This is a genomic window from Streptomyces sp. NBC_01016 (assembly GCF_026341035.1).
GTDB lineage: Bacteria > Actinomycetota > Actinomycetes > Streptomycetales > Streptomycetaceae > Streptomyces.
Window position 1 is genome coordinate 3,059,657 of the sequence record NZ_JAPEOQ010000001.1, and the last position, 23,550, is coordinate 3,083,206.

Consider the following 23,550-nt stretch of genomic DNA (forward strand, 5'->3'; position numbering starts at 1 on the left):
ACAGGTCCGGGGGAGTGCCCCTCAGACCGAGGCCCCTGGCTTCCCGCTCAGCGCCTCCAGATCGCTCTTGCGCACCTGGATGATGAACAGAGCGATGAGCGCCGCGACCACGGCCAGCGAGGCGGCCGCTATGAAGGCGTTGCTGATGCCGTGGGCGAGCACCGAGTCGTTCCACGGAGCGGGCAGCCGGTGGGTCCTGGCGAACTCGGCCTTCTGTTCCGGGGAGCCTTCGGCGAGGAACTTCGGGATCTGTTTCTTGGCCTCGCTCTCGCTGGCGCTGCTGAAGACCGTGGTGAGGACCGACAGGCCGAGGGCGCCGCCGACCTGCTGTGTGGTGTTGAGCATGCCGGACGCCGCACCGGACTCGCTGTCGGCTATGCCGGAGACCGCGGTCAGGGTCAGCGTGACGAAGTTCAGGCCCATGCCGAAGCCGAACAGGAGCATCGGGCCGAGAATGCCGCTGAGGTAGGAGCTGCTGGGGTCGATGAGTGTCAGCCAGCCCATGCCGGTGGCGGTCAGCAGGCTGCCCACGGTCATGAAGGGTTTGGGGCCGAGCCGGGGCAGCAGGTTCGTGGCTATCCCGGCGCCGAGCACGATGGCGGCGGTCACCGGGAGGAAGGCGAGACCGGCCTTGATCGGACTGTAGTGCAGCACGTTCTGCACGAAGAGCACGATGAAGAAGAACATGCCGAACATCGCTGCGGCGAGACTCAGCATCATCGCGTAGGTGCCGGACCTGTTGCGGTCCCTGAACAGCCTCAGGGGCGTGATCGGCTGGCTGGTGCGCCTCTCGATGGCGACGAAGGCGACCAGCAGGACCGCGGCCGCACCGAAGGACGCGATGGCGAGGCCGTCGCTCCAGCCTTCGGAGGCGGCACGGATGAATCCGTACACGAGGGCGGCCATGCCGAGGGTCGAAGTGAAGGCGCCCGGCAGATCGAACCGGCCGGGGTGGCGCTGCGACTCCTTGATGTAGCGAGGGGCGAGGAGTGCGATCAGTACGCCTATGGGTACGTTGACGAACAGCACCCAGCGCCAGTCCAGCCAGTCGGTGAGCATGCCCCCTGCGAGCAGCCCGACGGCGCCGCCACCGGCGGAGACGGAGGCGAACACCCCGAACGCCCGGTTCCGCTCGGGCCCTTCGGGGAACGTGGTGGCGATCAGGGCCAGCGAGGTGGGTGACGCGATCGCGCCGCCGACGCCCTGAAGCGCGCGGGCCGCGAGCAACTGCCAAGGTTCCTGGGCGAAGCCGCCTACGAGCGATGCGAGGGTGAACAGGGCGATACCGGTGATGAACATGCGGCGGCGCCCGAGCAGGTCGCCGGCCCGGCCGCCCAGGAGCAGCAGTCCGCCGAAGGTGAGCGCGTAGGCATTGATCACCCAGGTCAGGTTGTTGGTGGAGAAGCCCAGCTCCGTCTGGATATGTGGCAGGGCGATGTTCACGATGGTGGCGTCGAGCACGACCATCAGCTGGCATGCGGCGATCACCGTCAGCGCGATGCCGGGTCGGGGTGGGCGCGCGGTGGCGCGGGGCTTACTGGGCGGAGCCGGATGTGCCTGGATCTGATCCTGTGTCACGAGCGATCCCCCATGGGCATGATTAGAGAACGGTCACGTTCCCTGTGTGGGATCGTAGCGTCCCCGTCATAGTGAACACAAGCGTTCTTTACGGGAGTTGGGAGCGCGCGGGAAGAACATCGCTGTCGACCCATCGAAAGGAAGGGGTGAAGCCTGAGATGCTCGGTGGTGGCTCCCCATCAGTGCACGTGAGCGTGTGCTGAGCTCGCTGCCGCGCGTCCGAACCGCTCTCGGACGGCTCAACGGAGAGATGATGATGGTTAGTTCACGTCGGACGGTCGCCCCCGCTCAGGCGGCCTCCGCGCTTCGCAGGCGTGGCCCCGTGCTCGAACGGGCCATTCTGGAAGCGGCGTTGGATCAGCTCAGTACGGTCGGCTGGAACGGCCTCACGATGGAAGGCGTCGCCGCGGGCGCACAGACCGGCAAGGCCGCGGTGTATCGGCGCTGGCCCTCCAAGGAGGACCTCGTCGTCGACGCGCTCCAGGCGGGACTGCCCGCGTTGGACTCGGCGCCGGAGTGCGGAAGCGTGCGCGAGGACCTGCTGGAGCTGTGCCGCCGGTTGCGGGCGGCCATGTACTCGCGGCCCGGCTACGCGCTGCGCGCGGTGCTTCACGAATGCGACACCCTCACCGCCGAGCGCTTCCATAGCGTGATCACCGAGGGCGTCATCGAGCCCAGTGTCGAGCTGGTCAAGGAAGTCGTGCGTCGCGGTGTCGAGCGAGGCGAGGTGCGCCCGGATGTCGACGAGGCGAGCGTGTGTGACGTGATTCCGGCGCTGATGATGTACCGCTCGAAGGTTTGCGGAAGCGAATGGGGAGAGGGGGATCTGGTGGAGATGATCGACCACGTGATGATCCCGTTGTTGCGCCGCCAGACGCCTTGATGGCGAGCCGGGTGTCGCGACGGTACTCGGGCGGCGTACGCTGTCTGCCGCCATGCCGTACGAAGCACCCACCCACACCGTCGAGCGCTCACTGCGCGCCACTACCGGTGCCAAGATCATTGCCGGTGTCGACGAGGTCGGTCGCGGTGCTTGGGCCGGTCCTGTCACCGTCTGCGCCGCCGTCACCGGGCTACGTCGTCCGCCGGAGGGCCTCACCGACTCCAAGCTGATCAGCCCCAAGCGCCGCGAGACTCTCGCGGTCGAGCTGGAGAGCTGGGTGTCCGGGCATGCCCTCGGGCACGCTTCACACGAAGAGATCGATGCCCTGGGGATGACGGCAGCCCTCCGGCTCGCCGCCGTGCGCGCCCTCGAGGGCCTGCCGGTGCGGCCGGACGCGGTCATCCTGGATGGGAAGCACGACTACCTGGGTTCCCCCTGGCAGGTTCGTACGGTGATCAAGGGGGACCGTTCCTGCATTGCCGTCGCCGCGGCGTCGGTGATCGCCAAGGTCCGCCGCGACAAAATGATGGCCGAACTGGGCATCGACCATGCAGACTTCGGGTTTGCGGCGAACGCCGGATACCCGTCGCCGGTGCATCGCGCCGCGTTGGAGGAACGGGGGCCCACCCCGTACCACCGGCTTTCGTGGGCGTATCTTGATGCGCTGCCCCAGTGGCGGCACCTCAAGAAGGCCCGCAGTTGGGCGGACGTCGGCGTTCCGGAGATCGAGGGCCAGCTCGGCTTCGACTTCTGACCGCCACGCTCGCACTGACGTGCCACCCGTTGACGCGAGCCGCACCTGCGTTTTGATAGATATCAGCTCATGCCTCTCAGTCCCGAGGAGCCTCAGATTCCCGAGAGTGCCCAGGGTCCCCGCGCCACGCCCGCCAGCGGCCGTACAGCGTCGACCCCCCGCCCCGTACCCGGCCCGCGTCCCGCGGCGCCACCGCGACCCGGACGTCCGGGTCCCTCCAGGCCGATGCCGCCCGCGCAGCGAACCTCGCGCGAGTCGGCGGGTGCCCACAAGCCGGGGCCGAACGCCCCTGCCGCCACGCCGACTTCGGCCTCCCAGCCACAGATCCAGCTCATCCCGGCCTCGGCCGAGGGCGCGCTGGACGCCGCGGAGGAGGCCCTCGACATGCTGCTCGACTCGGGCCGCGCGCCCGGCGACGTCCTGGTGGTCACCACCGGGGACCCGCACCCGTGGGCGGCCCACGAGCTGTCCTTCGGTGAGGACTCCTACTGGGCGCAGCACGACGCGCGTGACGACGTCTTCTACGCCGATGCCTCCGCCCTGGGCCGCGCGGCGTCCCGCCCGGTGGTTGTCGTCGCCGTGAACGGTGGAGCAGGCGAGGTGGCCACCACAGCGCTGGCGATCGCGCTCGGCCGGGCCGGTGCGCTGCTCGTCGTGTGCGGTGACCCGGAGCGCATCAACTCGTTGCTGGGCGCCGGAGTCTGACGCGCCGCTTGCCGGCTGCCCGCACCGCGAAGCGGTGTCCGGGGAGTCCGGCAGGCGGGTGCGCGACGGCCGCAGTGCCGTTCAGCGCGCAGCGGCGCGGCGGAGCACCTCCGTCGCGGCGCCGCCGGTGCGCGGCGCCGACGGCTCCTCGGCACCCAGGGCCTCGGCCACTGAGCCCATGCTCGGGCGCCGACCGGCCCTGCCCTCTCCGAGTACCTGCCAGCCGTCCCGCGTCATCGTGATGTACGCGCCGCAGCGCAGGCCGTGCAGGGTGCACGCGTCACGCAGTCCCCACATCCAGGCCCCGTCCTCTTCTGTCCAACGGGTGTCCCCCTCGCGGCAGTACAGCATCACCGCGGTGCGCACCGGCGTGCGTCGGCGCAGGTCGTGCGGGATCACCCGGCGCAGCTGGAACAGCAGGGCGTTGCGGAACGTCCAGCCGTCGGTGGTGCTCTCGCGGCGCACGAACGAGGCGCTGGCCCGCAGTCGCTCGTCGGGGTCGAGCACGGCTATGACGACGGTCTGTGGGATCGGTCGGTGGCGGGTGTGCAGCCCGCTGACGACCTCGCGCGGGTTGCGCAGCAGTGGGATGCTGGCTGCCGCCCACTCCGCGGGATCGAGCAGCCTTGTCGGTCGGTTGACGGAATCGGCGGACCTCTCGGCGCGCATCAAGGACGCGGACATCGATGCCACCGAGGACGGAGCGAATCCGAAGGTCACGGTCCTCCCTTCGGCTACACGCCCACACTGAGGGCGGGGTCGGACTGGGGAGCGCACCGCGACACAGCTCTACCGTCCACCGGATCACGGGGAGCCGCGCGGGGAGCAGCTCCAATTCTTCCCGTCGTAGTGGCAGACGGCAACGAGCAATTGGGACCGCGTTCCTGTATCTGACGATGCGTCGCCAATATCCCTGCCCAAAGGTTGGATCGCTACGCGTTCCTCAGCCCTGTACCGCCAGGACCAGTGGCAGCACGCCCTCGGCTCCCGCCCTGCGTAGCAGCCGGGTGGCCATGGCCAGCGTCCAGCCGGTCTCCGTGTAGTCGTCGACGAGCAGAACCGGGCCACCCGCGCGCGCGAGTGCCTCGGACAGCTCGGCCGGGAGCGTCAACGTGCCGTCGAGGGCGCGCAGTCGCTGTGCGCTGTTGCTGCGCGGAATGTGTGCGGTGTCGCTGCCGGGCGCGTACGAGATGCTGCCGAGTAGCGGCATGCGGCCGACCTGTGCGATGCCGGCGCCCAAGGACTGGATGAGCTGCGGGCGGGTGTAGGACGCCATCGTCACCACGCCCACGGGGCGCGGCGAGGCATCGGCGGAACCGGACGCCCAGCCGCCCGGCCCCTTGGCCCAGTCGGCGAGCACGTCGACGACGGCTCCCGCGACGTCGTCCGGCACCGGTCCGTCCGGGGCCTGCGGAGCGAACATGGGGCGCAGCCGGTTCCCCCAGCCGATGTCCGACAGACGACCGAGCGCCCGCCCGGTCCCGGCCTGCTCTCCCGCAGGGATGCGGCCCTTGAGCTCGATGCCGACGGCCGCGAGGCCGGTGGGCCACATCTTCCTGGGCTCCACCTCGACGCCGGGGCGCCCGAGTTCACCGCGCGCCGAGTTCAGTGCCTCGGGCGAGACAGTGTCGGAGAACCGCGGTGCCGCGCAGTTGTCGCAGCGGCCGCACGGGGCCGCCTCCTCGTCGTCGAGCTGACGGCGCAGGAATTCCATACGGCAACCGTCCGTCGTCGCGTAGTCCCGCATCGCCTGCTGCTCGGCCTCGCGCTGCTTGGCGACCCATGCGTAGCGCTCGGTGTCGTAGGCCCAGGGCTGCCCGGTGGCGATCCAGCCGCCCTTCACCCGGTGCACCGCGCCGTCCACGTCGAGGACCTTGAGCATGGTCTCCAGGCGTGAGCGGCGCAGCTCCACCAGGGGCTCGAGCGCGGGCAGGGAGAGCGGCCTGTCGGCCTGCGCGAGCACGTCCAGCGTGCGCCGCACCTGCTCCTCCGGAGGGAAGGCGAGCGAGGCGAAGTAGCGCCAGATCGCCTCGTCCTCCTTGCCGGGCAGGAGCAGCACCTCCGCGTGATCGACGCCACGCCCGGCACGGCCCACCTGCTGGTAGTAGGCGATCGGCGAGGACGGGGAGCCCAGGTGGACGACGAACCCGAGGTCCGGCTTGTCGAAGCCCATGCCGAGCGCCGACGTGGCGACCAGCGCCTTCACGCGGTTCGCCAGGAGGTCCTCCTCGGCCTGTTGCCGGTCGGCGTTCTCCGTCTTCCCTGTGTACGAGGACACGGTGTGGCCGCACTGACGGAGATAGGCCGTGACCTCCTCGGCCGCGGCGACGGTGAGGGTGTAGATGATCCCGGAGCCCGGAAGGTCGTCCAGATGGTCGGCGAGCCAGGCCAAGCGGTGTGCGGCGTCCGGCAGCCGCAGGACCCCGAGACTGAGGCTCTCGCGGTCGAGCGGGCCGCGCAGCACCAGGGCGTCCGAGCCGGATCCGGTTCCGAGCTGTTCGGCCACGTCCGCCGTCACACGAGAGTTGGCAGTCGCCGTCGTCGCCAGGACGGGAACGCCCTGCGGAAGCTCGGCCAGCATCGTGCGCAGGCGGCGGTAGTCGGGCCGGAAGTCGTGCCCCCAGTCCGAGATGCAGTGGGCCTCGTCGACGACGAGGAGGCCCGTGGCCGCGGCGAGTTGGGGCAGCACGTTGTCCCGGAAGTCGGGATTGTTGAGCCGCTCCGGGCTGACCAGGAGCACATCGACCTCGCCGGCCGCCACGTCGGCCCGCACGGTGTCCCACTCCTCGGTGTTCGACGAGTTGATGGTGCGGGCGCGAATGCCCGCACGCTCCGCCGCCTCCACCTGGTTGCGCATGAGCGCGAGCAGCGGGGAGACGATCACGGTCGGGCCGCCGCCGCGGTGGCGGATCAGCGCGGTCGCGACGAAGTACACCGCGGACTTGCCCCAGCCGGTGCGCTGCACGACGAGGGCCCGCCGATGGTCGGCGACCAGGGCCTCGATGGCGCGCCACTGGTCCTCACGCAGTCTGGCCTTGCCGCTCGGATCGCCGACGAGACGGGCGAGAACGGTATCGGCGGCTGTCCGCAGCTCTTCGTTGCTCATGCCCCCATGCAACCCGATCGTACTGACATCACGCGAACGAGCTCGCCGACTGTGGACAACTCCTGTCGTGTCCCTGATCGAGGTTATCCACAGGACGAACCGGAGTATCGTGTTCCGGGGCATGGTCGGCCCATGACGAATCACAGCGAGCCGGCCGGGATGACCGGCGAAGCAAAGATCACCCTCCGCACGGCAGGCGAACTCGCCGAAGCACTCCCGTATTTGCTCGGGTTCCGACCCGACGACAGCATCGTCCTGGTCGCCCTGCACAAGGGGCGTTTCGGCGGTCGGGTGCGCCTCGGCATTCCCGAGCGCACCGAGGACTGGCAGGCCGTGGCGCGACAGATGGCCCAGTGCCTGATCGGCGAGTGCGAGCGCAGGGACGGCCACCCCGACAGCGTCGTCGCGTTCCTCTGCCAGGACGCCCCGACCCCGGGCCCCGGCGCGGGGCGGCAGATCATGCAGCAGCTCAGGCCGTTGGCGCAGCTGCTCCGCACCGAGTGCGGAGGTCTCGACGTGCCGGTCACGGAAGCGCTGTGCCTCTCGGAGGGCAGGTACTGGTCCTACTGCTGCGCACGCGCCGAGTGCTGCCCGGTGGAGGGCAACGCGATCGCCACCGACGGCACCTCGGTGATGGCCGCCACGGCGGCCTTCGCCGGCATTCAGGTACGAGGGTCGCTGGGGAGGATGAGGGCGCGCCTGGCCCCCTGGGAGACAGCGCTCGTCACGGATCAGACGCGTGCTCTCGACGCGGCGGCGATGGAGCTCGTGCCGAGGATCCTCGAGGGGACTCCCCGCAAGGAGGTGGAGACGGAGACGCTGGATCTGGCCCGCCTGGTCATGCGGCGCCTCGCGGACGCGCCGGGGGCGGTCGACGCGCTCGCGGCCGACCTGAAGGACGACGAACTGCTGGCGCACGACGAGGCCGCGTCGCTGATTCTCGGCATCCAGGACCGGATGACCAGAGACCGGGCGGCGGAGTGGATGGAAGGCGAGGAGGCCGTCCACGCCCTGCGACTGTGGCGGGCGCTGGCGCGCCGGTGCGTCGGTTCCTACGGGGAGTACGCCGCCGCGCCGCTGGCACTCGTGGGTTGGGTGGCCTGGTCGCTCGGCGACACCGTTGAGGCGGACCAGGCACTGGAGATGGCCCTCGGCGCCGACCCGCGCTACGTGTTCGCCCGCTTGCTCAACGAAGCACGGGCCGACGGGCTCGACCCCGAGCCCGTGCGACGCATCCTGCGGGCGAAGCGGACGGACCCGGACCTGGACATGGACCTGGACACCGACCTGGATCTGGACACGGACCTGGGCCTGGACCCGGAATCGGCATCGGACACACCGACCGGGGTAGCCGAGGGCGAAGCCACGAGTGCGGGCGGAATCGACGGACCTCGACCTTCGGCGGTGGCCGTCCCCGGAGGCGCCGCCGATCCAGGTATGTCCCGTGCCGCCCGTGGCCTGGAGGCCGCCCTGCGCCGGCGGGGTGAGCGGCGTCCCGGAGCCGGGACGCGCCCTGCGCGGGCGGGTGCGCGTGCACCTCGGCGGCCGACGGAGTTCCGCCGCCCCAGGCGCCACCGGAGCAGGGGCGACGGATGAGGACCAGCTGCCCAGCAGGACCCCTTTCTCGCTTCGCGACCCTGTGGCGTTACTTGGAGTGGGCGCGCCCCGTTCATCTCGTGGAGCGGTGGCGGCGGCCGGGCCGCGCCGCCGAGGTGCAGGGCAGGTCGGCCGCGTGCCGTACCCGCAGCGGGAGAGGAGCGAAGATGACGTCCGACGCTTCGCCGCAGTACGCGTCTACGGTGCGTGACACTGACGAGCCCCGTCGCCTCCTGGCGGTCCGTGAGGCACCGAGGGCAACGGCCCCGCATCGGACCCCCGGTGCCGTGCCGCCCGATCCTGCGCAAGGGCGACCGCGTACGCCGCCGGGCCACCCCGGTCTCCAGGCTCCTTCGACGGGACCGGCCCGTGCGCTGCGGCGGAGTACGGAACTCGCCCCGGTTCACCAGGCGTTGATCTGTGTCGCCCTGCCCGGACTCGCGATCTCCTCGGGCCAGGGCCAGTTGACGGGGCAAGGGCTTGAAGGCTTCTACCACCGGGGCAGACGCCTGCTGTCGCGCTGTCAGATTCGAGTGGCGGGGCGTGAACCGCTCGCCGTGCAGGCGCGCATGATCTCCGCGGACCGGTCCTGCTTCACGGCGACCCTACGGGTGTCCTCGGATGCCGGGCCCGACCCGGACGTCGTCGTCGAGCGGATCCGGCACGCGGAGGGCACGGAGGACATCACGCTGCACAGCTCCGCGCAGCGGACGCTGCGGCTGCCGCTCGAAGTGGCCCTGGGTACCGACCTCGCCGACCTCGGCGCCGTGGCGGCCGGGAACGGCGGGCGTGAACTGCCCGCCATGGTCCATGATTCCGGACTGCGTTGGTCGTCGCCGACGGGCAGCGGGCCGACCGTCCTGGTCACGGTGACGCCTCCGCCGATGGACGCCCTGGCATCCGCGGGCCTGCTGCGCTGGGAGTTCGAGCTTCCGCCGGGCGGCAGGCACACGGTGCGACTGCAGGTGCGGGCAACCGGCGAGGGTGTCGGCAGGGCGGCGGGGCACAGCGCGATCCGACCGTTCGCCCCGGCCACGGCGCAGGGGGACGACCCGCGCGTGGGCCCGCTGCTGCGCGCCTGCGTCGCCGACCTGCAGGCGCTCCTGGTGCGTGATCCCGCGCATCCGTCGGACGTCTGCGCGGCCGCGGGCGCTCCGTGGCGCTGTGGTCCGGCTCCCGCCGAGGCGCTGGTGGCCGCCCGGATGGCCTTGCCGCTGGGGGCCGGGCTCGCCCTCGGCACCCTGCGAGCGCTCGCCCGTACGCAGCTGCGTGAGCCCGGAGCGGCGTTCGGAAAGCTGCCGGGGCCGTGGCGGCAGGCGGGTGAGCAACTGCCGCCCAGCTGCACGGGGATCGAGGCCACTCTCCTGTTCCCGGTCCTGCTCGCCGAGGCCAGACGCTGGGGGCTGGGCGAGTCCGAGGTGGCGGAGTTGCTGCCGGCCGACGAGCGCTGTCTGCAGTGGCTGCGGACCACCGCGCGCGAAGGCCCCTACATCCCGGACCCCGGCCCGGGCGGCCCGCAGCGGTGCGAGACCCAGGCACATGCTCACCGGGCCGCCCTGCTCGGCGCCGACCTGTTGGACGCCCATGACAGACCTGGCGGCGGTGAACTGCGCCATTGGGCCGAGGAACTGCGGCGGCGTTTCCAGGAGGATTTCTGGGTCGAGGACCGCGGCGGGGGTCGACCGGCGGCCGTGCGCACGGCGGACGGGCGCAGGTCGGCATGGCTGGGCAGCGGCGCCGCCCACCTTCTGGACACCGGGTTGCTCGGCTCGGGCGCGTGGGCGCCGGGCCTGCTGGACAAGGTGCAGACCGAGCACCTCGCCAGACTGTTCGGCGGGCCGGGGCTCGACTCCGGATGGGGGCTCAGAAGTCTGGGCGTGAAGGAGGCGTCGTACAACCCGTTCGGGCACCGTTCGGGGGCGGTGCGGGTGCACGAGACCGCTGTCGCCGTCGCGGGCCTGTCCGCCGCCGGGTACGAGAAGGAGGCGGCGTCCCTGATCAGGGGCGTCCTCGACGCGGCCGACGCCTTCGACTGCCGGCTGCCCGAGATGTACGCGGGGCTGCAGCGGGTCGAGGGAGGCGTTCCGCTGCCACACCCCGCGGCGTGCAGACCCGCTGCCGTCTCGGCCGCGGCCGGAGTGCACCTTCTGGCCACGCTCGCGGGCATCCGCCCCGACGTACCGGCCCGGACGGTGGCGCTGTCGCCGATGCGCAGTGCCCCGCTGGGCGAGATCGGGCTGACCGGGCTGCGGGTCGCCGGCCAGGTGTTCTCCGTACGCGTCAGCAGGCTCGGCCTCGCCATGGTGGAGGAGGCCGCGGACGAACTGCAGTTGGGAGTGTGAGGGCGCGGAGCACGGCGCGCCGGGACCACTGCGCACCGCCCGACCCAGGGCGGGGCAGGGGAGCGAAGGGAGTGTTTATCGTCAGGCAGACGACTATGATCGTTCCATGTCGCCCTACGACCCGTCGGCCTTTCCGCCCTTCGCAGTCACCGTCGATCTGGTCGTGCTGACCGTGCGTCGTCACGCACTGTGTGCGCTGGCGGTACGCCGTGGTGAACCGCCGTTTCAAGGGCGTTGGGCCCTGCCCGGCGGGTTCGTACGGGACGACGAGGACCTGACGGCGGCGGCCGCGCGCGAGCTGATCGAGGAGACGGGGCTGTGCGCCCACGACCCGATGGCACCGGCGCAGGACAACGGCGCACACTTGGAGCAGCTGGCCACGTACGGCGATCCGAAGAGGGATCCAAGGATGCGTGTGGTCAGCGTCGCGCACCTCGCGCTCGCCCCGGACCTGCCCGCGCCGCGCCCCGGCGGCGACGCGCACAGCGCACGGTGGGCCCCGGTGGAGGCGCTGCTGAAGCACGGCGGCTATGGGCGCGAGGACGAGCAGGCCGCGCCGTTGGCCTTCGACCACGCGCAGATCCTGGCGGACGGTGTGGAGCGGGCGCGCTCCAAGATCGAGTACTCCTCGCTCGCGACGGCGTTCTGCCCGCCCGAGTTCACCGTCGGCGAGCTGCGCCGCGTCTACGAGGCCGTGTGGGGCGTCGCCCTCGACCCGCGCAACTTCCACCGCAAGGTGACGGGCACCCCGGGTTTCCTGGTGCCGACCGGCGGCACCACCACCCGCCAGGGTGGTCGGCCGGCCCAGCTCTTCCGTGCCGGTGGGGCCACGCTCCTCAACCCGCCGATGCTGCGACCGGAAGCCTGATCGATTCCGCGGTGAGGCAGCCACCTCACGCGCGGTGCGGGCGGCGCCCGGTGGGTCGCGGCGACACCGGAAGAGGCCCGGAATCGTGGGCACTCACGTAAGCGCGATGCCCGAAAAGTGCTAAATATCGCGTTATCTTGCTGAAGTACCCGAGGGGTTTGCCCGTCGCCCTGCCTGCGGGCGGACCCCGGCCGCCGAGCGGTCGCCCATCCTGCGAGAGAAGCGATGATCCAGGCCACCGGACTGACGAGTAACGCACGCAAGGGGAGCCCGCCCGCAGTCGACGACGTGTCCTTCGACGCGCGCGCCGGCCGTGTCACCGCCCTGCTCGGCGCACGGCGGTCGGGCAAGACGACAGCTGTACGCCTGATGCTCGAACTCCAACAAGGCCGTGGCGTCACCTACTTCAGAGGCCGCCCGCTGCACCGCATCGCTCATCCCGCGCGGGAAGTCGGCGTACTGCTCGGTGACGTGCCCGGCCATCCGGCCCGAACCGTCCGTGGACACCTGCGCATGCTCTGCTCCGCGGCCGGTGTACCTGTGCGACGCGCGGACGACGTGCTCGAGGTGGTGGGCCTCGTGAGCCTGCGAGAGGAACGCCTGGGCAGCCTGTCGCGCGGCATGGACCGACGGCTCGGCCTGGCCTGCGCGCTGCTCGCCGACCCGCACACGCTGGTGCTCGACGATCCCGTGGCCGGCCTCTCCGCCCGGGAGAGCAGCTGGCTGCACGGCATCCTGAGGGAGTATGCCGCGCTCGGTGGCACGGTGCTTTTCACCACCGACGACGCCAAGGAGGCGGCGCGGGTCGCCGACCGCGTCGTCACGCTCGACGAGGGCAAGGTGGTGGCGGACCAGGACGTCGCCGACTTCGCCCGGACCCGGCTGCGGCCCCGGATCGCGGTCCGCAGCCCGCACGCCGCGAGGTTCGGCGTCCTCCTGGCGAAGGAAGCGCGCACGGCCAAACGTTCGGTCGAAGTGGTCACGGAGGACGGCAGTCGGCTGTCGGTGTACGGCAGCACCTGCGCGGACGTGGGGGACATCGCGTTCCGGCACGGCATCCTCGTGCACCAACTCGCCGACGAGATCGGCGACGCGGGCCCTTCGGCGGCGGCATCTGTCGCGACCGAAGACCGGTCGGGCAACGGCGGTGGCGACGTCGAGGCGGGCACCGACGCCCAAACCGGCACCGGCACCCACGCCGAAACCGGCACCGGCACCGGCACCGACGGCCCGGCGCATCCCCCCGCGGTGGCCACGCCCCTCAACGCCCTCACCCCCACCAGCACATTCGTGCCACTTGCCGATGCGGCGTCGGCCCCGGTGGCGCGGCGCCGAGCCGCTTCGAACGGCCGTGCGCTTGAGGCCGAATCCGCACGCGAAACGTCCGTCGCCCTGCCGACGCTGCCGCCACCGATCACCGTGCGCACCGCCCGCGGCCCGCTGCGCCCGGTGCGCTACGAACTGCGGCGCGCGACCGGCATCGCCACCGGTCACGTCACCGTCGCACTCGTGCTCGCCGTCTCCGCGGTCCTTTCCGTGCTGCTCGCACGTGCCGGACACACACCGCAGCCACGTCTGATCGCGGCCTGGCCGCAGGTGCTTCCCCTGCCGCCGGCCGCCCTGGGCGCAGGGTTGCTCGGCGCCTTCGCCTTCGGTGAGGAATTCCACCACCCCGCACTCGCAGCCGACCGCGGAACTGTCCCCCGCCGCCTGGGACTTCTCGCCGCGAAGCTGCTCGTCGGCGCGGCGGCCGCCCTCCTCCTGGGCGTCCTCACCGTCGTCGGTGACGCCACGCTGCTCTACCTCGTATACGGATCGGAGCTCACGCAAGTTCCCGCCGAGTGGCTCTCCCTGAGCACGAGTTGGCTCGCTCTGGTCGTCGGATGCGCCTGGGCGGGTGTTCTCGCGTCCGGTCTGTTCCGGTCCACGGCGGCCGGACTTGCCGCCGTGGTAGCCGTGCCGATCATCATCGTGCCGCTCGTACAGAAGGCCTTGGAGGGACCATCTGTGCGAACGGCGGCGGGACTTCCGGGACGCCTGCGTGATCTTGCCTTGATGGACTGGCCGTTCGGGATCGAGCGTTTCGCCGCCGCCGGGATGCGGATGATCACTCAACCCGTGGGCGGCGCGCTGATGTTGTCGCTGAGTGCCCTGCTCTGCGCATATCTGTTCACAGCGCTGCGTACTCGGGTGCGGTGACGACCGGCCGACGCCTTCCGGTACCTCGCTGAGCGCAACTCCCCGTAGAACGCCCATTTCTTTCCGATAAGGCGTCAAGTGCAGCGAGGAGGGAGATCACCCTTTCGTGTGCTTTTCACCAAAGACCTCAAGGGAGTTGGGGACGGCGCCGACAACAGATTCCGTGAGTACCCTTGCGCACACCATGATGACCGCCGCCCGCTCCGCCGACTCAGGCCTCGCAGGACCGGGCGAACTCGACCGCTATCCCTATGTGGAGTCGACCGCCGACCGTGTCGGCGGCCCCGCATGGGAGAGCCCGGACCCTGATCTCGGCCGGGTGGGCCGACGTGCCGGCGGCAGCCGGGGGCGCGGTCTGCACGGCCAACTCGTCCAGCAGCTCGGGCAGATGATCGTCTCCGGTGACCTCGGCGCCGACCGCCCGCTGGTTCCGGAGGAGATCGGTCAGCGGTTCGAGGTCTCCCGCACCGTCGTCCGCGAGTCCCTGCGTGTACTGGAGGCCAAGGGCCTGGTCAGTGCCCGGCCGAACGTCGGCACGCGCGTGCGGCCGGTCAGCGACTGGAACCTGCTGGACCCGGACATCATCGAATGGCGCGCCTTCGGGCCGCAGCGCGACAGTCAGCGGCGCGAGCTGAGCGAGCTGCGGTGGACGATCGAGCCGCTCGCCGCGCGGCTCGCCGCGGGGCACGGCAGGGAGGACGTGCAGCAGCGCCTGGCCGACATGGTGGAGATCATGCGGCACGCGCTGGGTCAGGGAGACTCGATCACGTTCTCGCGCGCCGACGCGGAGTTCCACTCGCTGCTCATCCAGCTCGCGGGCAACAGGATGCTCGAGCACCTCTCCGGCATCGTGTCCGCCGCCCTGCACGTCTCCGGCGGCCCGGTCATCGGCTGCGACCGTCCGAACGAGGCGGTCGTCGCGCACCACGCGCGCATCGTCGACGCGCTCGCCGCGGGCGATGGTGCGGGTGCCGAGGCGGCCATGCGGCAGCTGCTCATCGTCCACCCCGAGGTGGAGCGCGTGGTCCCGGCTCCCCGCGAGCACTGACCGCGCCGGAGGCGCGGCGGGGCGGTGGAGGGCGAACCATGTGTCGCCGGACGGTGCCGCATGTGCGACGTGGACGAGTGGACACGGAGCATGTGTAGAAGGGCGCCATCCGGCGACTCGAGGCGTAGGTGGAAGATTCGTTCTCCTATAGGGGATCCGTCCCTCGAGGTCGTTGGACGCCCGGACGAGTGCAGCCGCATGACCCTTTCTGTCCGTATCAGTCAGTCTTTGACCGATAACGCGGTGTGACTCGGGCCACGCAGATTGGGCGTAACGCTCCTCGGGGCAGCGCGATGACCTAAGAGGTGACAGCCGAGGAGGGAATACAGCAGCCGCTTGTGGCGCTGTCCATCTCCCAGGCTCCTGCCCGCGCCGTCGGCCCATCCCCAAGCCGGCGGTCGTCGGCTCCGGTCCACACAGGACGGGGCCGGAAGCCGTTTTCCAACGTTCCGAGAGGTTGTTCGTGTCGGCCAGCACATCCCGTACGCTCCCGCCGGAGATCGCCGAATCCGTCTCTGTCATGGCGCTCATTGAGCGGGGAAAGGCTGATGGCCAGATCGCCGGCGACGACGTGCGCCGTGCGTTCGAAGCCGACCAGATTCCGGCCACTCAGTGGAAGAACGTTCTGCGCAGCCTCAACCAGATCCTCGAGGAAGAGGGTGTGACGCTGATGGTCAGTGCCGCTGAGCCCAAGCGTCCCCGAAAGAGCAGCGTCGCAGCCAAGAGTCCGGTCAAGCGCACCGCGACCAAGACCGTCGCGGCCAAGACGGTTACCTCCAAGAAGGTCGCCGCCACCACCACTCCCGAGCCGCCGGCCGCCGAGGCCGTCGACGAGGAGGCCGAGTCGGCCACGAAGGCCGTGGCGAAGAAGGCGCCGGCCAAGAAGGCCGCTGCCAAGAAGACGGTCGCCAAGAAGACCGCCGCGAAGAAGACCGCCAAGAAGGACGACGACCTTCTTGAGGACGATGCGACCGAGGAGACCCCCGCCCCCGCCAAGGCCGGCGAGGGTGAGGCCACCGAGGAGAAGGAGGGCCAGGGCTTCGTCCTGTCCGACGACGACGAGGACGACGCGCCGGCCCAGCAGGTCGCCGCCGCCGGCGCCACCGCCGACCCGGTCAAGGACTACCTGAAGCAGATCGGTAAGGTCCCGCTGCTCAACGCCGAGCAGGAGGTCGAGCTCGCCAAGCGCATCGAGGCCGGTCTGTTCGCCGAGGACAAGCTGGCCAACGCCGACAAGCTCGCTCCCAAGCTCAAGCGCGAGCTGGAGATCATCGCCGAGGACGGCCGCCGCGCCAAGAACCACCTCCTGGAGGCCAACCTCCGTCTGGTGGTCTCCCTGGCCAAGCGTTACACCGGCCGCGGCATGCTCTTCCTGGACCTCATCCAGGAGGGCAACCTCGGTCTGATTCGCGCGGTCGAGAAGTTCGACTACACCAAGGGCTACAAGTTCTCGACGTACGCCACCTGGTGGATCCGTCAGGCGATCACCCGCGCCATGGCCGACCAGGCCCGCACCATCCGTATCCCGGTGCACATGGTCGAGGTCATCAACAAGCTCGCGCGCGTGCAGCGCCAGATGCTCCAGGACCTGGGCCGCGAGCCCACCCCGGAGGAGCTGGCCAAGGAACTCGACATGACCCCCGAGAAGGTCATCGAGGTCCAGAAGTACGGCCGTGAGCCCATCTCCCTGCACACCCCGCTGGGCGAGGACGGCGACAGCGAGTTCGGTGACCTCATCGAGGACTCCGAGGCAGTCGTCCCGGCCGACGCCGTCAGCTTCACGCTCCTCCAGGAGCAGCTGCACTCCGTGCTCGACACCCTGTCCGAGCGCGAGGCGGGCGTCGTCTCCATGCGCTTCGGTCTCACCGACGGTCAGCCGAAGACCCTCGACGAGATCGGCAAGGTCTACGGCGTGACGCGTGAGCGCATCCGCCAGATCGAGTCCAAGACGATGTCGAAGCTGCGCCACCCGTCGCGCTCGCAGGTCCTGCGGGACTACCTCGACTAGTCACAGGCGCTGTACGGCCCTCAGAAGGCCCGGCACTTCCCCGTTCGCGGGAAGGTGCCGGGCCTTCGTCGTCGGCGGGTCCAGGCGGATCCTCACAGTGCGCGGCGTGTCGCGCTGAACGACTCTGGGTGTGCCGTTGCAACCCTGAGTGAGGAGACCGTATGCGTCGCTCTTTCGCGAGAGTGCTGACCGCTCCACTGGCCGTGCTGGCCGCGGCGGCGGTGCTGCCGTTGGCTTCCCCCCAGTCCGCGGCCGCCGACGAGGGAATCGTCGGGGGCCATCAGGCCGATGCCTCCAACAGCCCCTGGGTGGTGGCGCTCGCGAGCCGTGACCGGTTCGGCGGAACCCGTGCGGGTCAGTTCTGCGGAGGAGTGGTCGTCGGGCGGTCGACGGTCCTCACCGCGGCGCACTGCCTGAGCGAGGACGTGCTCGGAGTGCCGCGCGATCAGGTGCGGGACCTCAAGGCGATCGTCGGCCGCGGCGATCTCGAGACGTCCGACGGCGCCGAGGTGTCCGTGCGCAGTGAATGGATCAATCCGGCGTACGACGGCCGGACGAACGCCGGCGATGTGGCGGTCCTCACACTCGACACACGGCTACCTGAGCGAGATGTGCTCCCGATGGCGGACGAGGGGCACCCGGCGTATCGGGCCGGCACCGGTGCGTCCGTCTACGGGTGGGGTGACACGACGGGAGCGGGCGACTACGCGCGTACGTTGCACGCCGCGCGGGTGCGGGTGCTTGCCGACGCCGAGTGCAAGCAGGCGTATCCGCCGGGCGGCAACGACGGAACGTACAAGCCCTCGTCGATGCTCTGCGCGGGCGAGTCCGGTGGCGGCAAGGACGCCTGCCAAGGGGACAGTGGCGGTCCGCTGGTCGCCAGGGGCAAGCTGATCGGTCTCGTGTCGTGGGGGAGCGGCTGTGGGCGCGCCGGCAGCCCAGGTGTCTACACGCGCGCCTCGGAGGCGCTGCGGGTCCTGCGGGGGCACGCCTGAGGCGTTCTGCGGATACGAGGACGGGCGGCTGCTCCTGGGGTGCAGGGGCAGCCGCCCGATCACCGGCCTGATGCCGGAGCTAACTCGTCGTGTGTGCGAGGCGTCAGCGTTCCTCGGTCTCGGCGCTTGCCGGATCGGCGGTGAGCCGCTCCGTCTCGTCCTGTATTTCAGCGGCGATCTTCTTGAGTTCCGGCTCGAACTTGCGACCGTGGTGGGCGCAGAAGAGCAGTTCACCACCGCTGATCAGAACGACGCGCAGATATGCCTGGGCGCCGCAACGGTCACAGCGGTCAGCGGCCGTCAGGGGGGTCGCGGGGGTCAGAACAGTAGTCACGTCGCCTCTTCTCTAGCTCGACGAGCTGTCGTACCAGGGTCAACATCCAACCAGGCCGAAAACGTTCCCGCTCGCGGCTTTTCCTCGAAAAATTTCTTCGAGGCCGGCTGTCTGTCGCCGGGTGGCGGCGAATGTGCCGTATTGCGTCTCTAATGTCTTACGGGTTCGCGCGTTCTGTCAGGTCGGTCCTCCCCCGGCTGGTTGCCGGTTTGTTCATGAGGACGTGCCCGGAGCCTAAATGGTTCATGCCTGGAAGGGAACGTGATGTGGGCGTCACTCCATCGAGGGATCGAACATGCATGCGATCCTGGACTAGTCTGGGCTGAGGTGAGGGTGGCGTGACAAAGGCTCTACCAGGCCTCGGTACCCTCTGAACGGCGACCGACGCCGGCCCTTCATTCGTGAGGGCCCCATCTGAAATTCAGCGAGGAGCGAACCGCGTGACCGCCGATACGTCCGTGCCGTCCACAGCGCTGCTGACCGGAGCAGACCGGGACGGTTCCAACTACACCGCGCGGCACCTGCTCGTCCTTGAGGGGCTCGAAGCCGTACGCAAGCGTCCGGGCATGTACATCGGCTCGACCGACAGCCGCGGCCTGATGCACTGCCTCTGGGAGATCATCGACAACTCCGTCGACGAGGCCCTCGGTGGCTACTGCGACCGCATCGAGGTGATCCTGCACGACGACGCCTCCGTAGAGGTCCGGGACAACGGCCGCGGCATCCCCGTGGATGTCGAGCCCAAGACCGGCCTCTCCGGGGTCGAGGTCGTCATGACCAAGCTCCACGCGGGCGGCAAGTTCGGAGGCGGCGCGTACGCGGCCTCCGGCGGTCTGCACGGCGTGGGCGCCTCCGTGGTGAACGCGCTGTCGGCACGTCTCGATGTCGAGGTGGACCTTGGCGGGCACACGCACGCCATCAGCTTCCGGCGTGGCGTCCCCGGCGCCTTCGCCAAGCCCGGACCCGACGCGACGTTCGACCCCTCGGCGCGACTGAGCAAGGTCAAGAAGGTCCCGAAGGCGCGACGTGGCACCCGCGTCCGCTACTGGGCGGACCGCCAGATCTTCCTGAAGGACGCCAAGCTCTCCCTGAGCGACCTGCACCAGCGCGCGCGGCAGACCGCGTTCCTGGTGCCGGGCCTGACCCTCGTCGTCCGCGACGAGTTCGGCCTCGGCGAGGGTGGCAGCAAGGGCGAGGAATCCTTCCGTTTCGACGGCGGCATCAGCGAGTTCTGCGAGTACCTGGCGCAGGACAAGCCGGTCTGCGACGTCCTCCGCTTCACCGGGCAGGGCACCTTCAAGGAGACCGTCCCCGTGCTCGACGAGCACGGCCAGATGACGCCGACCGAGGTCCAGCGTGAGCTCGGTGTCGACATCGCGCTGCGCTGGGGCACCGGGTACGACACGAGCATCAAGTCGTTCGTGAACATCATCGCCACGCCCAAGGGTGGTACTCATGTGGCGGGCTTCGAGCGCTCGCTCACGAAGACGATGAACGAGGTTCTGCGCACCCAGAAGGTGCTGCGCGTGGCCGAGGACGACGTCGTCAAGGACGACGCACTGGAGGGCCTCACGGCCGTCGTCACGGTGCGTCTGGCGGAGCCGCAGTTCGAGGGCCAGACCAAGGAGGTCCTCGGTACCTCGGCGGCCAACAGGATCGTCGCGAATGTCGTGGCCAAGGAACTCAAGGCGTTCCTGTCGTCCACCAAGCGCGACGCCAAGGCGCAGGCCCGCGCCGTCATGGAGAAGGCCGTCGCCGCGGCCCGTACCCGCATCGCCGCGCGTCAGCACAAGGACGCGCAGCGTCGTAAGACGGCCTTGGAGACCTCGTCGCTCCCCGCCAAGCTCGCGGACTGCCGCAGTGACGACGTGGAGCGCAGCGAGCTGTTCATCGTCGAGGGCGACTCCGCGCTCGGCACCGCCAAGCTCGCCCGGAACTCCGAGTTCCAGGCTCTGCTGCCGATCCGTGGCAAGATCCTCAACGTTCAGAAGTCGTCCGTGACGGACATGCTGAAGAACGTGGAGTGCGGCGCCATCATCCAGGTCATAGGAGCTGGGTCCGGCCGGACCTTCGACATCGACGCGGCGCGCTACGGCAAGATCATCCTGCTCGTCGACGCCGACGTCGACGGCGCGCACATCCGTACGCTGCTGCTGACGCTGTTCCAGCGCTACATGCGGCCGATGATCGAGGCCGGCCGTGTCTTCGCCGCCGTGCCGCCCCTGCACCGCATCGAGCTGGTCCAGCCGAAGAAGGGCCAGGACAAGTACATCTACACGTACTCGGACCGAGAGCTGCGCGAGACGCTGCTCGAGCTCCAGCGCAAGGGTGTGCGGTACAAGGACTCGATCCAGCGGTACAAGGGTCTCGGTGAGATGGACGCCGACCAGCTCGCGGAGACCACGATGGACCCGCGCCACCGCACGCTGCGCCGGATCAACATCGGCGAGCTGGAGGCGGCGGAGCACGTCTTCGACCTGCTGATGGGCAACGATGTGGCGCCGCGCAAGGAGTTCATCAGCAGCTCCGCGTCGACCCTCGACCGGTCGCGCATCGACATGTAGCGACGAGGGCGGGGAGGCGGTGATCGCGTCCCCGCCACGCAGGTCACCTCATGCGGCTCCACCCACGGGTGGAGCCGCATGATCCACCCGCGATCCACCCCGGCTCCGATCCCCTGACCTGCCGATTTCCGTAGCGTCGAAGGCGTTGAACCACTTCGCTCCCGACCGCTCCACGGAGGCAGTCATGTCCGGGCTCCCCACCATCCTGGTGATCGTCGCCGTTGTCGCGCTCGTACTGATGCGTCAGTTCAAGACGGAGCGCCTGTCCGGCGACCGGAAGTGGTGGCTCCTGCCCGCGATCCTCGCGGTCCTCGCACTGAAGGACGGCGCGGTGACGGATCCCCACCACGTGACGGGCTCGGTCGTCCTGCTTGCCGTCGAGGTGCTGGTGAGCGTGGGCATAGGCATCGGGTGGGCGTTCACGACCCGCGTCTGGACGGACGAGCGGGGCGACGTGTGGACCAAGGGCACCGTCGCGACGGCCGGGGCCTGGCTCGGTGGTGTCGCGGCCCGCGGGTCCGTCGCGGGCGTCGGTCTGGCGCTGGGCGTCCACCTCGGCAGCTCCAGCCTGATGCTCGGCTTCGCCGTCTCGCTCCTGGTCCGCTCCGGCCTGCTGATGCTGCGGGCCGACCGGGAGCGCTCGGCGTACGTTGGTCCTGTCGCCCAGCCGGCGTGGGAGGACCGTAGGTGATCCGCGGAAACTGGACGGAATGGCCCTCCCGGGAGGCGCTCTCCCGCGAGGGCGTCACCCGCGCCCGGCGGATGCTCGCCCGCACGGTGCGGGTGGTCGTGGTCGCGGTCCTTGTGTGGACCGCCGTGACACAGCGCGACATCAGCGACCAGGCGCTGATCCTGGGGCCCGTACTGCTGATCGCGTGCGTGGCGGCGGCTTGGGCGTTCTTCCGCACCACGCTCGACCATCGGCTGTGGCCCTCTCTCGTGCTGCTGGCGTTTTTGGTGGCGGTCGCCGTGCTGGCCCAGTGGGCCGGATTCATCGGGCCGGCGATCGTGTTGTGGTGCGGCTGTGCGGTCTCCGCGCTGGAGCGGCTGCCCCTGGCCGCCTCGGTACCTGCCACCGCGGTGGCGCTCGCGGGGTTCGCGGTGGTCAACGACGATGCCTGGCTGACCACCGCCGTCGTCGCCATCGGGCTCTGCCTCTCCGCGTATGTGCTGCGCCTGGACGCCGAGGCGCGGGGGAGCGCGCAGCGGGCCCTGGCGCAGGAGCGCGCCGCGCGTGCCGCCGAGGCCGAGTCGGCGGCGCTCGCCGAGCGGTCGCGGATCGCGCGCGAGATCCACGACGTCCTCGCGCACAGCCTCTCCGCCCAGCTCGTGCATCTGGAGGCCGCCCGGCTCCTCATCGAGCGCGGGGCGGACCGGGACCAGATCCTGGAGCGCGTCGTGGCGGCGCGCGGCATGGCCCGGGACGGCCTCGACGAGACCCGGCAGGCCCTGTCCGCGCTGCGGGGCGAGATGACACCGCTGGAGGACTTCCTGCGGGAGCTGGTCGCGTCCTCTGACGGGGCGACGCTCACGGTGGGAGGCGGGCGTCGGCCGCTGTCCGTCGAGGCGTCCCAGACCGTGCGCAGAGTCGCGCAGGAGGCGCTGACGAACGTACGCAAGCACGCGCCGGGCGCGAAGACGGACATCCGGCTGGAGTACGGGCCGGGTGAAGTGGCCCTGGAAGTGCGGGACTCGGGGGCGTCCCGGCCTCACGAGGAGCTCACTGTCAGTGGTGGCGGTTACGGTCTGTTGGGGATGAAGGAGCGAGCCGAGTTGTTGGGCGGCACGCTCGAGGTGGGGCCGTACGAGGAGGGTTTCGTGGTCAAGTTGAAGGTTCCCGTATGAGTGGGGCCGAGGCGGGGGTGCGCGCGGGGAGGCCACCGGCCCGCGTGGTGGTGGTCGATGACCAGACGGTGGTGCGTGAGGGCATCGTGATGCTGCTCGGACTGCTGCCCGGGATCGAGGTCGTCGGCTCCGGGGGAGACGGTGACGAGGCGGTCGCGCTCGTGGCCGAACTGGCCCCGGACGTCGTCCTGATGGACCTTCGCATGCCGCGCTGCGACGGAGCGGAGGCGACCAGACGGATCCGGCAGGAGTACCCGGGTACCCAGGTCGTCATCCTGACCACGTACGCCGACGACGAGTCGCTCTTTCCGGCACTCAGGGCGGGAGCGCGCGGCTATCTCACGAAGGATGCCGACGGGGACGAGATCGTCCGGGCGGTGGAGGGCGTGCTGTCCGGTGACGCGGGTCTCTCGCCGAAGATCCAGCGGCGGCTCCTGGAAAGACTGTCGCAGCCCGAGGCCACCGTGCCGGAGCCGATAGAGCCACCCGACGGGCTCACGGCGCGGGAGGCCGAGGTCCTGGTGCTGATCTCCGACGGCCTGACGAACCAGGAGATCGCCCGGGCACTGCATGTCTCCACGGCGACGGTGAAGACCCACATCAACAACCTGTTCGCGAAGGCCGGGCTCAAGGACCGCGCGCAGGCCGTCCGTTACGCGTATCGGCACGGACTCGCGAAGCCGCCGGGGACGTCCATCACCTAATGGGGTGAAGGGTCTGCGGAG

The 23,550-nt window shown here is 70.2% G+C and carries 19 protein-coding genes; 14 read left to right on the plus strand and 5 right to left on the minus strand.

Annotated elements, in window-relative coordinates:
• Positions 1-21: 21 nt before the first annotated feature.
• Positions 22-1,578 carry an MFS transporter gene (locus tag OG746_RS14210; protein ID WP_524540409.1) on the minus strand — a complete coding sequence of 519 codons (1,557 nt, stop codon included), beginning with the start codon at positions 1,576-1,578 and terminating at the stop codon, positions 22-24.
• A 256-nt stretch (positions 1,579-1,834) separates the two neighbouring features.
• Between OG746_RS14210 and OG746_RS14215 the strand changes: the two genes are divergently transcribed.
• From OG746_RS14215 to OG746_RS14225, 3 genes are all read left to right on the plus strand, one after another.
• Positions 1,835-2,461: a TetR/AcrR family transcriptional regulator gene (locus OG746_RS14215; protein ID WP_266718935.1), complete on the plus strand. Its 627-nt coding sequence runs from the start codon at positions 1,835-1,837 to the stop codon at positions 2,459-2,461.
• Between the two features lie 52 nt (positions 2,462-2,513).
• Positions 2,514-3,215 carry a ribonuclease HII gene (rnhB, locus tag OG746_RS14220; protein WP_266714952.1) on the plus strand — a complete coding sequence of 234 codons (702 nt, stop codon included), beginning with the start codon at positions 2,514-2,516 and terminating at the stop codon, positions 3,213-3,215.
• A gap of 69 nt (positions 3,216-3,284) precedes the next feature.
• Positions 3,285-3,920, plus strand: a complete 636-nt coding sequence (locus OG746_RS14225) for a hypothetical protein (RefSeq protein ID WP_266714953.1) — start codon at positions 3,285-3,287, stop codon at positions 3,918-3,920.
• 81 nt (positions 3,921-4,001) lie between these two features.
• Here OG746_RS14225 and OG746_RS14230 read toward each other — a convergent pair whose 3' ends face one another.
• Positions 4,002-4,640, minus strand: a complete 639-nt coding sequence (locus OG746_RS14230) for a hypothetical protein (RefSeq protein WP_266714954.1) — start codon at positions 4,638-4,640, stop codon at positions 4,002-4,004.
• A 223-nt stretch (positions 4,641-4,863) separates the two neighbouring features.
• On the minus strand, positions 4,864-7,026 hold the full coding sequence (locus OG746_RS14235; protein WP_266714955.1) for a RecQ family ATP-dependent DNA helicase: 2,163 nt from the start codon (positions 7,024-7,026) through the stop codon (positions 4,864-4,866).
• Positions 7,027-7,158: 132 nt separating this feature from the next.
• Here OG746_RS14235 and OG746_RS14240 point away from each other — a divergent pair, with 132 nt between their 5' ends.
• Positions 7,159-8,622 (plus strand): DUF4192 domain-containing protein, encoded by a 1,464-nt coding sequence (locus tag OG746_RS14240; protein ID WP_266714956.1) that lies wholly within the window; start codon positions 7,159-7,161, stop codon positions 8,620-8,622.
• 73 nt (positions 8,623-8,695) lie between these two features.
• On the opposite strand, the gene OG746_RS14245 is transcribed toward OG746_RS14240, so the two are convergent.
• A complete protein-coding gene (locus tag OG746_RS14245; protein ID WP_266714957.1) occupies positions 8,696-8,836 on the minus strand; it encodes a hypothetical protein in 141 nt (46 codons plus the stop codon).
• Positions 8,837-9,035: 199 nt separating this feature from the next.
• On the opposite strand from OG746_RS14245, the gene OG746_RS14250 reads away from it, so the two are divergent.
• The 6 genes from OG746_RS14250 (at position 9,036) to OG746_RS14275 (ending at position 18,082) form a co-directional block, all read left to right on the plus strand.
• Positions 9,036-10,964 carry a glucosylglycerate hydrolase family protein gene (locus tag OG746_RS14250; RefSeq protein WP_524540464.1) on the plus strand — a complete coding sequence of 643 codons (1,929 nt, stop codon included), beginning with the start codon at positions 9,036-9,038 and terminating at the stop codon, positions 10,962-10,964.
• Positions 10,965-11,070: 106 nt separating this feature from the next.
• Entirely contained in the window at positions 11,071-11,832 is a 762-nt protein-coding gene (locus OG746_RS14255; RefSeq protein ID WP_266714958.1) for an NUDIX hydrolase, read from the plus strand.
• A 225-nt stretch (positions 11,833-12,057) separates the two neighbouring features.
• Positions 12,058-14,031, plus strand: coding sequence for an ABC transporter ATP-binding protein (locus tag OG746_RS14260; RefSeq protein WP_266714959.1), 1,974 nt, complete (start codon positions 12,058-12,060; stop codon positions 14,029-14,031).
• Between the two features lie 163 nt (positions 14,032-14,194).
• On the plus strand, positions 14,195-15,079 hold the full coding sequence (locus tag OG746_RS14265) for a FadR/GntR family transcriptional regulator (protein WP_266714960.1): 885 nt from the start codon (positions 14,195-14,197) through the stop codon (positions 15,077-15,079).
• 457 nt (positions 15,080-15,536) lie between these two features.
• Entirely contained in the window at positions 15,537-17,087 is a 1,551-nt protein-coding gene (locus OG746_RS14270) for an RNA polymerase sigma factor (protein ID WP_266714961.1), read from the plus strand.
• 161 nt (positions 17,088-17,248) lie between these two features.
• On the plus strand, positions 17,249-18,082 hold the full coding sequence (locus tag OG746_RS14275; RefSeq protein WP_266714962.1) for a serine protease: 834 nt from the start codon (positions 17,249-17,251) through the stop codon (positions 18,080-18,082).
• 103 nt (positions 18,083-18,185) lie between these two features.
• Here the strand turns inward: OG746_RS14275 and OG746_RS14280 are convergent, their stop codons facing one another.
• Positions 18,186-18,416 carry a DUF7455 domain-containing protein gene (locus OG746_RS14280; RefSeq protein WP_266714963.1) on the minus strand — a complete coding sequence of 77 codons (231 nt, stop codon included), beginning with the start codon at positions 18,414-18,416 and terminating at the stop codon, positions 18,186-18,188.
• Positions 18,417-18,856: 440 nt separating this feature from the next.
• On the opposite strand from OG746_RS14280, the gene OG746_RS14285 reads away from it, so the two are divergent.
• The 4 genes from OG746_RS14285 to OG746_RS14300 all read left to right on the plus strand — a co-directional run bounded on the left by OG746_RS14285 (position 18,857) and on the right by OG746_RS14300 (position 23,529).
• Positions 18,857-20,980 carry a DNA gyrase/topoisomerase IV subunit B gene (locus OG746_RS14285; protein WP_266714964.1) on the plus strand — a complete coding sequence of 708 codons (2,124 nt, stop codon included), beginning with the start codon at positions 18,857-18,859 and terminating at the stop codon, positions 20,978-20,980.
• A 184-nt stretch (positions 20,981-21,164) separates the two neighbouring features.
• Entirely contained in the window at positions 21,165-21,671 is a 507-nt protein-coding gene (locus OG746_RS14290) for a DUF1453 domain-containing protein (protein WP_266714965.1), read from the plus strand.
• Positions 21,668-22,825 carry a sensor histidine kinase gene (locus tag OG746_RS14295; protein ID WP_524540410.1) on the plus strand — a complete coding sequence of 386 codons (1,158 nt, stop codon included), beginning with the start codon at positions 21,668-21,670 and terminating at the stop codon, positions 22,823-22,825. Before OG746_RS14290 ends, OG746_RS14295 begins: the two co-directional genes overlap by 4 nt.
• The gene (locus OG746_RS14300; protein ID WP_266714966.1) at positions 22,822-23,529 is read left to right on the plus strand and encodes a response regulator; all 708 of its coding nucleotides are present in this window, start codon (positions 22,822-22,824) and stop codon (positions 23,527-23,529) included. The genes OG746_RS14295 and OG746_RS14300 overlap by 4 nt, the downstream gene beginning before the upstream one ends.
• Positions 23,530-23,550 lie beyond the last annotated feature (21 nt).

What these genes read in the sequence shown, in the direction of transcription:
- OG746_RS14225 (WP_266714953.1), top strand. Translation starts at nt 3,285, where the DNA reads ATGCCTCTCAGTCCCGAGGAGCCTCAGATTCCCGAGAGTGCCCAGGGT.
- OG746_RS14290 (WP_266714965.1), top strand. Translation starts at nt 21,165, where the DNA reads ATGTCCGGGCTCCCCACCATCCTGGTGATCGTCGCCGTTGTCGCGCTC.
- OG746_RS14240 (WP_266714956.1), top strand. Translation starts at nt 7,159, where the DNA reads ATGACGAATCACAGCGAGCCGGCCGGGATGACCGGCGAAGCAAAGATC.
- rnhB (WP_266714952.1), top strand. Translation starts at nt 2,514, where the DNA reads ATGCCGTACGAAGCACCCACCCACACCGTCGAGCGCTCACTGCGCGCC.
- OG746_RS14235 (WP_266714955.1), bottom strand. Translation starts at nt 7,026, where the DNA reads ATGAGCAACGAAGAGCTGCGGACAGCCGCCGATACCGTTCTCGCCCGT.
- OG746_RS14300 (WP_266714966.1), top strand. Translation starts at nt 22,822, where the DNA reads ATGAGTGGGGCCGAGGCGGGGGTGCGCGCGGGGAGGCCACCGGCCCGC.
- OG746_RS14260 (WP_266714959.1), top strand. Translation starts at nt 12,058, where the DNA reads ATGATCCAGGCCACCGGACTGACGAGTAACGCACGCAAGGGGAGCCCG.
- OG746_RS14215 (WP_266718935.1), top strand. Translation starts at nt 1,835, where the DNA reads ATGGTTAGTTCACGTCGGACGGTCGCCCCCGCTCAGGCGGCCTCCGCG.
- OG746_RS14275 (WP_266714962.1), top strand. Translation starts at nt 17,249, where the DNA reads ATGCGTCGCTCTTTCGCGAGAGTGCTGACCGCTCCACTGGCCGTGCTG.
- OG746_RS14255 (WP_266714958.1), top strand. Translation starts at nt 11,071, where the DNA reads ATGTCGCCCTACGACCCGTCGGCCTTTCCGCCCTTCGCAGTCACCGTC.